The organism is Pantoea sp. X-Soil-ISGK-355 (assembly GCF_059730805.1).
Genome location: NZ_AP035973.1, coordinates 72,451 through 85,411, shown reverse-complemented (window position 1 = coordinate 85,411; position 12,961 = coordinate 72,451). Strand labels below are relative to the sequence as shown.

Below are 12,961 nucleotides of genomic sequence, written 5' to 3'. Positions count from 1 at the left end.
TCAGGCTCCGGCAATGTCATGTAAAGCCTGAATCACGCGTTCTGCATCCTGATCCGTCATGGACGGAAACAGGGGAAGTGAACACATCTGCTGGCTGTTACGTTCACTGGCGGGCAGACGCAGATCGGGATAGCGCTCGCGGTAATATTTGTGGGTATGCGCTGCACGGAAATGCAGGCCGCTGCCGATATCTCGCGTCTTCAGCGCCTGCATAAAGGCATCACGGGACAGCCCGCAGCGTTGTTCATCAATGCGGATAATAAACAGGTGCCATGCATGCTGATGTGGCCACTCTGGCCGTGAAAGCGGTGTAAAAGGTAGCGAACGCAGCGCCTCAAGATAGCGTTCGGCAATCTCACGGCGGCGTGCAATAAAGCCCGGCAGTTTCTGTAACTGCACCAGCGCAATCGCTGCGCTGATATCGGGCAGATTGTATTTGAAGCCCGGCATCATCACTTCCGCCTGCGGCAGACGCCCCTGGGTCTGGCGATCAAACGCATCCACGGCAAGGCCATGAAACTTCAGACTGCGGATACGATCGGCGAGAGCAGCGTCATCGGTCACCACCAGACCGCCCTCCGCGCAGGTAATATTTTTGATGGCGTGAAACGAGAAAATTACCGTGCCGCGATGCCCGACCGGTCTGTCTTGATAAGTCGTGCCCACCGCGTGAGCCGCATCTTCAATAATGGCAATGCCATGCTGCTCAGCCAGCTGATAGATCGGTGCGATATCGGCAGGCGCACCGGCGTAATGCACCGGAATAATGGCGCGGGTGCGTGGCGTAATGGCCTGAGCTATCTCTTCCGGCGTCACCATCAGGTTATCCGGGTCGACATCAATCATGACTGGCGTGGCACCCAGCAGCGTAATCAGGTTAAGGGTTGAAACCCAGGTCATGGACGGCGTGATCACCTCATCGCCAGGCCCGATCCCCATCGCCATCAGCGTGACATGCATCCCGGCAGTGGCAGAGCTGACTGCAATGGCGTGCGGGTTGCCGGTCAGCTGAACAAAGGCCTGTTCCAGTTCGGCGCATTTCGCCCCGGTTGTTATCCATCCGGAGTCGAATACCGCTTTAACAGCAGCCAGCTCCTCATTGCCGAATGAAGGGCGGGAAAATGGCAAAAAATCCATGCTAAAACTCCTGCAAATCAAACCCATAAACTGTCGCGCGTTGTTAATCGGATACAACGCCGGAAAGAACTGAAATAGTGATTTATCAACACCCGGCAGGCAGATAAGACATAACAGGTTTCCCGTTATGGAATTAAGGTTACCGGACTGCTAATACAAGCTAACGTATGAAAGTTAACTGAACATTAAATGAAGAGGTTTAATTACAATAAAAACAACGAGGATTGAGTTAATGGATTTCTGAAAAGTTCACTATCATTTCAATAATACCGCCCCGGAACTCAACTCTTTTTGAGTTATTGATATTGTGTTTAAAAAACAGGAAGCCCAGCCTGTTATCAGCTCCGATGAAGCTCGCCTGACATAAATTTCCTTTAACGAGAAAACCTTAAGCCACTGATTACGATAAGCTAATTTCATATCGCAAATTGCCCCCTTAAGGGTGTCAAATACCTCCACTCAGGATTTCAGTAAAACGAAAGATTAATAAAGTCGACTTAATGTATTCTTAATATTTCCTGGGGTTGATATTCTGCCCGCGGAATAATAATTACATTTTGGTGAATTTAAGGTGGCAGTCAGTTAATATCTTTAAGATTATCTGTGCCTCTGTGGTAAAAGCAGTGCTAATAAAAGCGAATAAGATCGCGGTTTCAGGCGTTAACGTTTGGTCTGTCTAAAAGAGAAAAAGTGATGATACGTGCCGCCTGTTTATGCACTCTGTTTGCCCTGATCAGCCCGGTGATCTGTGCCGCGCCGGTAACCTATGCCATTACCCCCGATAAAACGTCGATTGGCCTTTCGTGGCGTGCCTTTGGACATGACTTTTCGCAGGCCAGACTGCAGGGCGTGACCGGCACGGTTACGCTTAATCCGGATCAGGATCGTGACGATCGTATTGAAGTGAATATTCCGGTGGGAACGCTGGTGGCCTCGAACAGCCTGTTAACCTGGCAACTGAAAAGTGATCTGTTTTTTGACGCAGAGCGTTACCCGCAGATTTATTTCGTCAGCAGTCGCGTGGCTGCGTTGGGTGACGGTAATTACCGGATTTTTGGCACGCTGACGGTTAAAGCTGTCAGCCGGCCTGTCGTGATGCTGGCCTCGCTGGACAGTGGGAACACCCTCGATCCTGCCTCACGCTTGCTGGCGCTGCATGCCTCCACCGCCATCTCCCGCTCCGCCTTCGGTATGGACCGGCTGGTCGGGGTGGTGGACGACCGGGTAAATATTGCGCTAAAGATTGCAGCGCAGGTCAGAGAGCCGCGCTGACCGTCACCGCTGCGCGTGCTGCCGGATTACGTGAGCGCTGCCTGTAATGTTTCAGCGGTGGACGCCAGCTGCGCTGAGGGGTTGCGGCCAATCAGCACATATTGATAACCGTCGCGCGTCCACCAGGCCAGCTGCATGCCGTGGCGCTGTTCGCGGGCAATCGGGTTCGTGTTGTGCGGTGCGGGCGAGATACAAAGCGCCATCGGGCCATAATCTGCGTGCAGCCAGGCGATCTGCGCAATTGACGTCCGTTCGTAGCGCAGGATACGCACCATTTTCAGTTCAGCCCCCGCTACGTGCAGTTGCTGGGGGTGCAGCTGCAATCCTAAATCGAGTCGGGTGCGGTCCAGCCCCTTTTTCAGCGAAAGAGCATCACCGGGCATGTCGGCAAGCGTTTCAGCACTGTAGAGCGACATATAACGTGCTTCAAGATCGCGGATGGCCTGGCTTTCATCCTGCTCATCATCTGACGGTCTTGCCAGGAAACCGATACTGCTGCCCACCAGCAAAAAGCTGACAGACGCGGCAATCAGTGCCCGACGGCTGTATCCTTTGGCTGGCGGGGACTCGGGTGCGGTGATGGCCGCCAGCTGCTGTGCCATTCTGGCCTGTGGAGCCTGTTCCAGCAGCGGTGCAAAAGCCTGTTCAAAATCGAGACTGCTTTGCCGGAAATTCGCGGCCCTTGCGGCCAGTTCGGGATCTTCAGCCATCGCCTGCTCAAACTCTGCAGCTTCCTGTGGCATCATCTCACCATCCAGCCAGGCAACAATCGCCTCATCGCGCCACGGTGGCGTAAAAGTTTCCCTGTTCATTTCCGATTCTCCTGCGGTACGGGCGAGGCCGCTGTCTGCCTGGCCAGCGTGGCACGCGCTGCGGCCAGACGGCTCATAATGGTGCCAATCGGAACAGCCAGCGTTTCTGCCGCTTCCTGATAGGTCAGTCCTTCGACATAAACCAGAAACAGCGCATTACGCTGCGCTTCGGGCAAGGCGTTAACCTGTTGCATGATGCGCTGGTAGTGCCGGTTGTCGTCGCTGAAAGCATGGTTATCCACGGCCAGCAGTGCATCGGGATCAACGAATTCCTGGCCCTGTCTCACCTTTCGCGCCCGTAAGTCGCTGATCCAGATGGAGTGGAGGATCGAGAAAAGCCATCGGTCAATGCGTGTGCCCGGCGTGAACTGTGCGCTGCGCTCCAGCGCGCGCACGCAGGTCGACTGTACCAGCTCTTCTGCCATGTCACGGTTGTGCGACAGCACATAGCCGTAACGCCAGAGTCGCGTCAGGTGTTCTGCAAGGTGCTGACGGATGTCGCTGTGAGTGATTTTTCGCTCCTCCGTGCCGAGTCACACCTCGGGATGGCCATTAATTGCGGCCTGCAGATCGCGGTACTCCTCGCAATCGGTGCCACAAATCCCGGCAATGGTTTTTAACTGTTCGCGCGCCAGGTCGGGTCGCCCTTTGATCATCCAGGCTTCACCAAGATATTCACGCACTTTAGCGTAACGGGAATCGAGCGCAATGGCGCGCTGATAATAGCCAATGCCCTCATCTGTGCGGCCCAGCTTGCGGGTAGCATAACCACGATAATTCCAGGCTTCGCGGGTATCCGGGTTTTTCAGCATATCCAGCAGGTTCAGCGCTGACTGATATTCACCTTTTTTCGCCAGATGATAGGCGTAGCGCGTTTTGTCTTCGTCACTCAGCCTGCTGGTCTTCTCCGGTACACAGCTTTTGGTCTGACTGTCATAGACCTGACCTTTGGGGCAGTCAGGCGTCTTTTTCTCACTGTCATTGTCACCCATCGCCATACTTAGCGGCGAGTGCAGCAACAGTAACAGGGCCGGAACGGCAAGCAGAGGAATACCAGAACGTGTTGTCATCATTTATCCTTATCGGGTCGGGGAGGCAGTTGATGAAACCTGCCAGAGGCACTCCGCCAGCGCAGCGCTATACGGTAAACAGCTCAGCACCGGTTTCTATTCGATAAAAATAAACTTATTTTCTGGCCGCCAGCCATGCCTGATCAGATCAGCTCGTTTTCCACCTTACTGAAGTGTCTTTCCGCCAGAGAGATCACCGCAGCTTCCGCAATCGCCTGTGCCCTGAGACCATCCTCCAGGCCAGGCAGATCGCCAACCTGCTCCCCGTTCAGCGATCGGATAAATGCATCAAGATGAGCATAATAGGTTGGCTGCACCCGGCTGAACCAATCGGGCAGCAGACCTGGCTGCTGAATCTGCGCGCCCTGATAACAGCTGACGCCGCGCTGCGGCTGAGAGGCCGATTCCAGCATGCCGTCTGACCCCATTACACTGATACGCTCGTCATAGCCATAGCCGGTACGGCGGGTATTATCGAGCTGTGCCAGCGCCCCGTTCTGCAGCCGCAACAGCAATATGCTGGTGTCCACATCACCAAATTCACTGATAGAAGGCAAAGCCAGTGCTGATCCCATCGCTGCGACTTCTGTTACCTCCTCTTCTGTCAGCCAGCGCAGCAGGTCAAAGAAATGGATAGCCTGATCGCGCATCTGTCCCCCTGACGCCTGAAGATAGGCCAGCGGTGGCATAGCCGAGGAGCGGCAGACCATCTGAATCAGTTCCACCGGGCCAATCCGCCCCTGACGGAGTTGCTGCTTCAGCTGCTGATGGCTGACATCGAAACGGCGATTAAACCCCACCGTGACCGGCACGTTGTAAGGGAGAACGTTAGCCACGGCCTTACGGGCACGCTCAAGAGAAAGATCGACCGGCTTTTCACAGTAGATAGCTTTACCGGCGCGCGCAGCGGCTTCCAGCAAATCCGCATGTGTCGGCGTCGCGCTGGCGATAAGCACCATGTCAATTTGCGGATCGTTTATCGCGTCTGTGACAGATGCGACCCGGGCACCATAGCGGGTCGCAAAGTCGGCAGCGCGGGCGGGTTCCGCATCCGCCACCCACACCAGCTCTACCCCGGGATGCGCCTGAAGATTCGCGGCATGAACTTCACCAATAAAGCCACACCCCAGAAGGGCAACACGTTGCTTTTTATTCATTATTTGAACTCCATCATAGTCCGGCAGAAAGCTGCATCAGCAGAATAGCGCTGCGTTTTACACTCACAGCATGATGTTTTGAGGTGTTTACCTCAGAGGAGAGCGGCATGTCGCTGAAAGAGGTCGCCCTGCGGGCAGGTGTAGGGCTGGCAACCGTGGATCGGGTGCTTAATGAACGGGGTGGCGTTGCACCGGAAACGGTTCACAGGGTGCTGCAGGCGGCACGGGAAGTCGGACTCAGGCGAATTTTACCTGAGGAGCATCGTCATCCGTGGCAGATAGAACTGTTGCTCAGCAGCAACGATTCGTTTTTCTTTAAGCAACTGGCACAGGATTTTACGGAGGTCGCATCCCATCTGGGCTATCGCCGGTTGACGCTGCATCGCACTTTTGTCCCGGAGGCGCAGCCTGAACGACTGGCAAAGCTTATCAGGCAAGGCAGTGAATTGCGGGATGGATTAATCGTTTTTGCCCATGAACATCCGGCGATTTATGAGGCGCTGGAAGATTGCCGGGTGCGTGGTGTACCGGTGATCTCGCTGGTCACCGATTTGCCCGGTGCCGCCCGGCTCTGTCATGTCGGGATCAACCAGTTGCAGGCAGGACGCACCGCCGCTCAGCTTATGGGTAAAATGCTGCATCAGCCCGGTGAGGTATTGATGGTCAGTGGTCACAGGGACTACAGCGCGCATCGTCAGCGCATTGAAGGATTTTGCACGCTGATGACTGAACGCTATCCCCATCTTCAGCTATGTGAAGTTCTGGCGGCTCAGGAAAATAGGGACACCCTCAGTAAGTTGCTGGAGAAGCAGCTGGTTCAGAGCAGAAATCTGCAGGGAATTTATAATACCGGCCTGGGGAACACTGAAATAGGCCAGACGCTGGCACGTCATCGTCGGCTGAATCAGTGCGTCTGGATCACCCATGAGCTTTACGCCACGACACGCACGCTGATGGCGCAGCAGAGCGTTGCGCTGACGCTGGATCAGAATACCCGGCAGCATGCTCAGCTTGCGGTACAGCTTATGCTGAATTATCTGGAGCAGAAAGTGAAACCCGATGAGTATGCCAGTGGAAAAGTAGACTTTATGATTTATACAGCCGAGAACGCGATATGAAGTAACCATCACGTCATACTCTCCACCGAGGACTGCATTTTCGTTATAAATGCCAGACGTTGAATCTGTTTAGGCTATTGATAATGGCACAGTAGGCAAACCACTTTTCACCTCCTGCAGCCTCACCTTTACGCTGTACTTCTGTATCGCAATCGCTTCAGAACGGTAAATGACGCCGACATACAGTTTTTAAACCTGCTTATCATCTAAATATTAAAATATAAATCTATATACGCTCAATTTTCTATTTTAATATTTCACTCCATTTCAGAGTTGCTATCATCGCCTCGAATCCGACAGGCCATCACCGCATGCAGTGAAAAACTTACCAGATTAACCATTCTGGACCCGGGTCGTTGAACAGAAAGAGTAATTCAGGAGCAGGTATGCTAAGGCGCATCGCTGATAAAGCACGTTTTGTGTAAGATTTGATAAATATCAAGCCTGCCTGGATTTTTATTGGTAGTTACCCGTTACGCTTTCACTTTATGACGGTGCGATGCTAAATTCTCATCCGTTTAAGGCAGGTGAATGCCCAGCGCTTTGAATATAATCGGACTGAGCAGAAGATTATCCTGAATTTTATCTTCACCGGTAACGGTGCCTGACGGATTAATGAGAGTGTGATTTGGAACAGTGTTTATCTCCGGTACGCACCACCACAGAAAGAGTGCTGCACGCAGTTATTTTCGAAGTCGTTGCTAATGTCCTGGTTTTCATCATTCTGATTATTTTTGCCTCGGCAGCACCTTCGCAGTCGGCACTGTTGACTATAGTTTCATCAACGCTGGCGATGGGATGGAACTATCTGTTCAACCTGATGTTTGACAGCGTTCAGCTGCGAACCGGATTTAAAAAAGACTGGCGAATAAGATGTCTCCATGCCGTTTTATTTGAGGCAGGTCTGTTATTCGTATTGATACCTTTTGCAGCATGGTGGCTGGATATTACGCTATTCGCAGCGCTGAAACTGGAATGTGGGTTAGTGCTGTTTTTTCTGGTTTATGCTTATCTTTTCAATCTGATATGGGATTACGGCAGGGCTGCACTTAAAAAATAACTTTAGAAACAACAAATTAAAAATACATTAAGATAAAAGCTGATTTTTAATCTTCCGTTTAGCCAGGCCAGTGAAGCGTCAGAGGCGACGCGGCGCATCTGAACGTATCCAGTGCGTAAGGACACACGTATATCTGTTGTCAGGTTTTTATCTTCCTGGCAGCATCGATAGCACAGCGAGTCAGCTTAGATAAAGTTAAGACCGCGCATAAGCTCATTTTTACAGGTTAACTTCAGCAAAAAATTATGAACAAAGTCTACTATCTGAATAAGTTAAGAAACTGCCCGTCAACCGATATCCTGGATATCGTGACAAGCTATATGCGGAAAAAACTTCCTTCTGACGATCTCTCTTCTTTTGAGGGCGCATACGATCATCGTAAAGCTGAACTAATAATGAATGAGACTTACAACGAAGTGCCTGCGGAAGTCTGGCGATTAGTTTGCTGACGCTGAAATAAGGAGAAAATATCAACATTAATACATTATCCTCTGAAGATTTACTGCTCTGCAGATTATCCTTTTTCGTCTTACGGCTACGTCCGCAGACTGATATTTTCCAGCAGGAATAATGTATCGATAAGTCAGAGCATCACCCCTTCATGAAGTGATGCTCTGATATTATTCCGACACGGATATCAGAAGTGATATGACAGGCCGATTAAACCACTGTAATCCGTTTTAAATTCACCACCAAAACTGCTCTCTACTTTCGCATTTAGTGAAAGGCCGGGCGCGATAATGCCTTCCAGCCCTACACTGCCACGATAACGGTTATCTGACCAGGCGCTGTATTGCCGGTTTGACTGACGATCGGAGAGCGTGGTTGTGGAGCCATTTTTACCAGGTGAATACTGATAGGCCAGACTGGCGCTGACGTTAATATTCGGCATTAATGCGCCCAGACCGCGTTTCTGCACCATGAACCCGCTGCTGGTGAAGTAAGGTGTGGATGAACTTAACGAAACTGACGCATCCTCCCCTTTCAGGGTATAGCCGGACATGACACCTGCGGTCACACCAACAAACGGTGAGATAAACAGAGTATCGTCAGCGAGCGCAAACTGATAGCCAGTGCGCAGGCTGCCTGCCAGCATATGGCTGTCCTTTTTCATGCCATTTATATTTAAAGCAGGATCCAGCGTTATCTCCTGATTCAGATACATATAACGACTGGCCGCATCAAAGAACCATCCGGCATCAGCCTGCCAGGAATAAAATGCACCGACAGTAGCCAGTCGATGTTTTTCATGACCCTCCCCTTTTACCTCACCCTGCGTATAACTGGCGCTGATACCGGCTGTTTGCTTGTCGCTGCGGCTATCCCAGCCCACGTTCAGTGTTTGCTGGTTGACGTCGAGTCCAAGAAAATGCCCTTTTTTCTGCTCTATTGTTGCCCATGATCCGCTGCTTTCTGGCGAAGCGCGCAGACTGTCAGTGCGGTTATGCAACTGGCTGACCGCTTCACTGAAAATGTACTGCCGCGAGGCGATTAAGGCACGCGTGCGCTGGATCAGTGGCAGGTTGTCGTAAACAGAGAACCAGTCATCCGGATTGAACGCCGGTTTTTTGGCTTCCTCTTCTGCTTTTGCGGCTTCCTCTTTCGCTTTTTCTTCAGCTTCGGCTTTCGCTTGTGCCTCGGCCTCTGCTTTGGATTTGGCGTCTTCCTCTGCTTTCTCCACAGCAGCTTGCTCAGCAGTGGCATTATCCGCTGACGAAGCGTCTGGAACAGGCGCTGGCTCAGGGGTAACTTCCGGCGCTGGCGTCGGTTCCGGCTCAGGGGTAACTTCCGGCGCTGGTGTCGGTACCGGCTCAGGCGTGACTTCCGGCGCTGGTGTCGGTACCGGCTCAGGCGTGACTTCCGGCGCTGGCGTCGGTTCCGGCTCAGGGGTAACTTCCGGCGCTGGCGTCGGTTCCGGCTCAGGGGTAACTTCCGGCGCTGGCGTCGGTTCCGGCTCAGGCGTGACTTCCGGCGCTGGCGTCGGTTCCGGCTCAGGCGTGACTTCCGGCGCTGGCGTCGGCTCTGGCTCTGGGGTAACTTCCGGGGCTGGCGTCGGTTCCGGCTCAGGCGTGACTTCTGGCTCAGCCGACTTGTTACTTTCCAGCACCCACAAAACACGGTTGTTATCGTCTTTCACCTGATAATTGGGGGTGTAAACGCTAAATCCGCTGTAGCTGTCTGCAAAAGAGAAATAGCTGTGAGACGTGCCAGCAGGTGCATCAACCATCACCAGATCCTGGGTCAGCGCAACGTCCTCTTCACTTCCGATTAGCAGACTTACGTCCAGCAGGTTGTCGCCACCACTCACCGAATTTTTTACAATCAGTTTGTCGCTTTCCAGTGTGGAGGGTTTAACGCCTAACATCAGATTTAACCCGGTCGCATTCAGCGTATCGACATTCAATGTTTTGGCGCTCCAGTTGCCCGAAGGCACCATTGAAAGTGTCGAACCACGTTTCGCCAGAAGTGAACTGACATTACTGTTGCCGGTCATCGTCCAGTTCGCAGTGGCATCCAGCGTCATAAGGTTGCTGCCCGTTGATGTCACGGCCCCCTGATAGTTAACCTTCCCAAGATAAAGTGAGGCGTTGTTCGCCAGCTGAACATCACCTTCCACTTCACTGGCGGGCAGCAGTGCCAGTGCATCCGCGCTTCGCAATGGCTGACTGCAGGAAACATCATCAGAATAGATGGCAGAATAGCAACGCCAGCTTTTCTCGCCTGCCAGCTCGCTATCGTTATAGCCAAAAGAGAGCGTTGACGAATCAGCAGCAACAATGTTGGCTTTCACACCAGCGTATTCTCCCACCTGGAAATGCGCACCAGTACCTACATTGATCTGATCGGCTTTAAACAGTGAAGTGTTCCAGTCGTCATCAATGACAACGCCTCCCGCATGTGGAACCGGCTGACCAGATAACACCACCGTACCGCTATCAACGTTGAGATTGCCGTTCAGGTTCATACCGCCGGTCAGTGCGGTAATCGCGGTGGCGTTACGCGGTAGAATGTTAACGTTCATCACGCCATTCAGCGCATTTTCCAGCGTTTCACCCAGAAAACCGCGGAACACCTGAACGTTCAGCTGTGTCAGGCGATGATTGATGGCTTCATCCGCATCGGTACCCAGATACGTCCAGATAGAGGTTGAGCTTTTATCAGTAGGGAAATAACCATAAGAGGTCGTATTTAACTGAAAATACTCCGTATCTTTAGTGTAGGGATTTTTGTAAACATAAACAGATCCCGGCGTACCTGTACGATTGCTGCCGGTATAGCTGTAAAAAGGAACATCTGCGGCGGTATAGCCGGTAATATTGAGCGTTGCTTCATTATCACTGTGGTTAATCAGCGTAGCGCCACTGTCGGTATGGTTGATCTTTTTAAAACTCAGCGCGTTACCATTTAAATCTAAACGACCACCGCGGTAACCAAAGAAAATCTGGTCAGTCGCGACCTGATTTTCATCGTTCAGTATAACGGTTGGCCGCCCACTCACTAAAGTGACTGACGAAAACGCCTGTTTATTGCCCGAGGCATCAGCTTGTTGATCGAGGATAACGGTACCCTCTCCCACATTCAGCGAACCCGGGTTTGTACCTACAGCATTGATATGTAGTGTACCTGCGCCGATTTTATGCAGCGCATCGCTTGCCAGGCCATTAACCTGCCACAGGACTTGTTTGTCTGCGTCAACTTCAACACCGCCGCCTGCCCAGGTTGCATTCACGCCCTCTTCTGAAGCCACGGTATAGTTATTAGAAAACTGAAGTTTACCTGCGCCCATATTGATTGGTGTATTCAGCGTAATCAGGCCGCCAGCGCCGTTGAAGCGCAGATCTTTGGTGGCATCAAGTTCTTCATTAGTAGACTGAGAAGGGGCAATACTCGCATATTTTTTATCAAGGCCACTCCATGACCAGGATGCATTATTTTGGGTTATGCCCTGGGCGTCCCAGAGAATGGAGCCTGCACCGGCAATGTCTGTAACATCTGGCGAGGTATTGATAGCGCTAATGGTCTGAATATACCCATCAGGGATATATTCCCACATAATAGTACTGCCATAACCTGCCGCAGTGGTTCCACCATGTAATACGCCCGCCACTTTCCATTTCTGATCAAATTCGTCAAAGGCTAAAATCGGGCTGCCGCTATCACCGCTCAGGGTACCAATCGCGAGCGGCGAAGTAAGTGGATTGTCTGGACCGTAATTAATCGCGCGCAGGGTTCCGGACGGCGTCGTTATCGTATCCGCATTAATGGTGCCGCCGCTTACCCAGTTGTAGGCACCGCTCAGCGTAATCTGTGTTGTTTGATCCTCACTGACCTGACTTTGTGTCCCCCCCCCGGTTCGGGTATACCAGGAAAAGCGTGACTTATCCGCAGTGCGCATAGTCGTCTTATCGAGCACTTCTGCTGGCGCGGCCTCTGTAACAACTTTATTTAAACGCGGGAGGTGAAAATCAACATCTGAGATCGTTGATTCATTGCGGTTAATTAGCTTATAGGTGGCGCCATACTGTGCACCGTTGCCAAATTTCAACGACTGATAGCCGGTGTTGTGACGGGCACTGGCAACATACGAGGGTGCTACCAGCGTGCTGTAGCCATAGGTCGCTACCATACCGAAATCAGGCATGGCGAAATCAAGATAGCCTGATAAAGAACCATCCATTTTATAGACAGGTATATTTGTCAGACCAACCGAATAATTTCCCAGGTTTTCAGCGAAATCACGATATTCCTGTACATCAATATCGTGTCGCATTATGCCCGCATAAGATTTGGTGCAGATAAAGAAGGTGCAACATAACGCTGCGCTTCCAAAATGTTTCAATGGATTATCCTCATGAGGCTATTATTATTTAAGAGAAACACCTTAATTAATGAAATAGTATCATTATGACAATCGGTAACAGAATCTGAGTTTTATATAGATATTGATTCAGATCAAATAAAGGAGGCAGGTTAGCGTAAAATTTGTGATAACTCATTGTATTAAAAGGCTATAAAAACCCATTATCAAATTGGATTACAAGCTTCAGATTTAATATTTTTCTTGAAAACCATGTCAGGACAATTGCCAAATGAGATCAAAATAGATATAAAAAAACACTTACTGATAAAAAATAATTTATTAATTCAGAAAAGTCACTTCCTCTACCTTGATATTAATTCTTACCTAAAAAATCTTATAATACTTTGTAGAAATAATATTCATTATCATTCATGGGATTAACCAATTCAGTGTCTGGTGTACATAAAACACGCGGTTAACCCCATTCATGGAGTCAGAACGACACGAGACATCCGTAGCAGTCCACAAAAAAGG

At 51.1% G+C, this 12,961-nt stretch carries 10 protein-coding genes; 4 read left to right on the top strand and 6 right to left on the bottom strand.

All coding sequences use genetic code 11. The features are described from left to right. Positions 1-1,137: a UDP-4-amino-4-deoxy-L-arabinose aminotransferase gene (gene arnB / locus AC6I8J_RS21625; RefSeq protein WP_285088938.1), complete on the bottom strand. Its 1,137-nt coding sequence runs from the start codon at positions 1,135-1,137 to the stop codon at positions 1-3. A 693-nt stretch (positions 1,138-1,830) separates the two neighbouring features. Between arnB and AC6I8J_RS21620 the strand changes: the two genes are divergently transcribed. After that, the gene (locus tag AC6I8J_RS21620) at positions 1,831-2,409 is read left to right on the top strand and encodes a YceI family protein (RefSeq protein ID WP_222925720.1); all 579 of its coding nucleotides are present in this window, start codon (positions 1,831-1,833) and stop codon (positions 2,407-2,409) included. 26 nt (positions 2,410-2,435) lie between these two features. Here the strand turns inward: AC6I8J_RS21620 and AC6I8J_RS21615 are convergent, their stop codons facing one another. From AC6I8J_RS21615 to AC6I8J_RS21600, 4 genes are all read right to left on the bottom strand, one after another. Continuing rightward, complete coding sequence (locus AC6I8J_RS21615; RefSeq protein ID WP_161736617.1) at positions 2,436-3,221, bottom strand: anti-sigma factor family protein; 786 nt, start codon at positions 3,219-3,221, stop codon at positions 2,436-2,438. After that, entirely contained in the window at positions 3,218-3,694 is a 477-nt protein-coding gene (locus AC6I8J_RS21610; protein WP_497825884.1) for a sigma-70 family RNA polymerase sigma factor, read from the bottom strand. Before AC6I8J_RS21610 ends, AC6I8J_RS21615 begins: the two co-directional genes overlap by 4 nt. Before the next feature lie 60 nt (positions 3,695-3,754). Next, positions 3,755-4,291, bottom strand: coding sequence for a tetratricopeptide repeat protein (locus tag AC6I8J_RS21605; RefSeq protein ID WP_497825883.1), 537 nt, complete (start codon positions 4,289-4,291; stop codon positions 3,755-3,757). 143 nt (positions 4,292-4,434) lie between these two features. After that, entirely contained in the window at positions 4,435-5,448 is a 1,014-nt protein-coding gene (locus AC6I8J_RS21600) for a Gfo/Idh/MocA family protein (RefSeq protein ID WP_497825868.1), read from the bottom strand. Positions 5,449-5,555: 107 nt separating this feature from the next. Between AC6I8J_RS21600 and AC6I8J_RS21595 the strand changes: the two genes are divergently transcribed. The 3 genes from AC6I8J_RS21595 (at position 5,556) to AC6I8J_RS21585 (ending at position 8,075) form a co-directional block, all read left to right on the top strand. Next, positions 5,556-6,566 carry a LacI family DNA-binding transcriptional regulator gene (locus tag AC6I8J_RS21595; RefSeq protein WP_161736614.1) on the top strand — a complete coding sequence of 337 codons (1,011 nt, stop codon included), beginning with the start codon at positions 5,556-5,558 and terminating at the stop codon, positions 6,564-6,566. 628 nt (positions 6,567-7,194) lie between these two features. Beyond that, on the top strand, positions 7,195-7,626 hold the full coding sequence (locus AC6I8J_RS21590; RefSeq protein ID WP_222925648.1) for a PACE efflux transporter: 432 nt from the start codon (positions 7,195-7,197) through the stop codon (positions 7,624-7,626). Between the two features lie 245 nt (positions 7,627-7,871). Beyond that, on the top strand, positions 7,872-8,075 hold the full coding sequence (locus AC6I8J_RS21585) for an Hha/YmoA family nucleoid-associated regulatory protein (protein ID WP_150015823.1): 204 nt from the start codon (positions 7,872-7,874) through the stop codon (positions 8,073-8,075). Between the two features lie 188 nt (positions 8,076-8,263). Here AC6I8J_RS21585 and AC6I8J_RS21580 read toward each other — a convergent pair whose 3' ends face one another. Beyond that, the gene (locus AC6I8J_RS21580; protein ID WP_497825867.1) at positions 8,264-12,397 is read right to left on the bottom strand and encodes a S6 family peptidase; all 4,134 of its coding nucleotides are present in this window, start codon (positions 12,395-12,397) and stop codon (positions 8,264-8,266) included. Positions 12,398-12,961: the final 564 nt, after the last annotated feature.